General features: G+C 48.1%; 1 protein-coding gene. It reads right to left on the bottom strand.

Annotation, left to right across the window (positions count from 1 at the left end):
* Positions 1-416: VCBS domain-containing protein (locus tag AB4185_RS21695; protein WP_372135923.1), on the bottom strand; the 416-nt coding region annotated here is incomplete at both ends.

Here is a 416-nt window from a genome sequence, read left to right as displayed (position 1 = left end):
TCATCGATGGCAACGGTCGTGCTACTGACAGTAGCGGCGTCGTTAGTGCCGTTAATCGTCACTTTGACCGTTGACGTTGTGCCATCAATAGACGACACCGTGAAGGTTTCTTCAACTTTATCGCCGACGTTTAATTGGTTAAACGCACTGTTGGCGGTGAACGACCAATGACCATTGGCATCAATAGTCAGGTCACCGTTGGTGCCAGTAATTGAATCCGGTGTGAATGCATTATCTGGATTATCTACGTCGGTACTGTTCAATGTTCCTGATGTCGTTACCGCTTTGTCGGTTTCATCGATGGCGACGGTCGCACTGCTGACAGTAGCTTTATCATTGGTGCCATTGATCGTCACTTTTATGGTCGACGGTGTGCCATCGATGGATGACACCGTGAAGGTTTCTTCGACTTTATC

The sequence above is a fragment of the Vibrio sp. 10N.286.48.F5 genome (assembly GCF_041469785.1).
Lineage (GTDB): Bacteria > Pseudomonadota > Gammaproteobacteria > Enterobacterales > Vibrionaceae > Vibrio > Vibrio crassostreae_C.
Note: the sequence above shows the minus strand (reverse complement) of the source record. Positions and strands in the feature narration are given on the sequence as shown.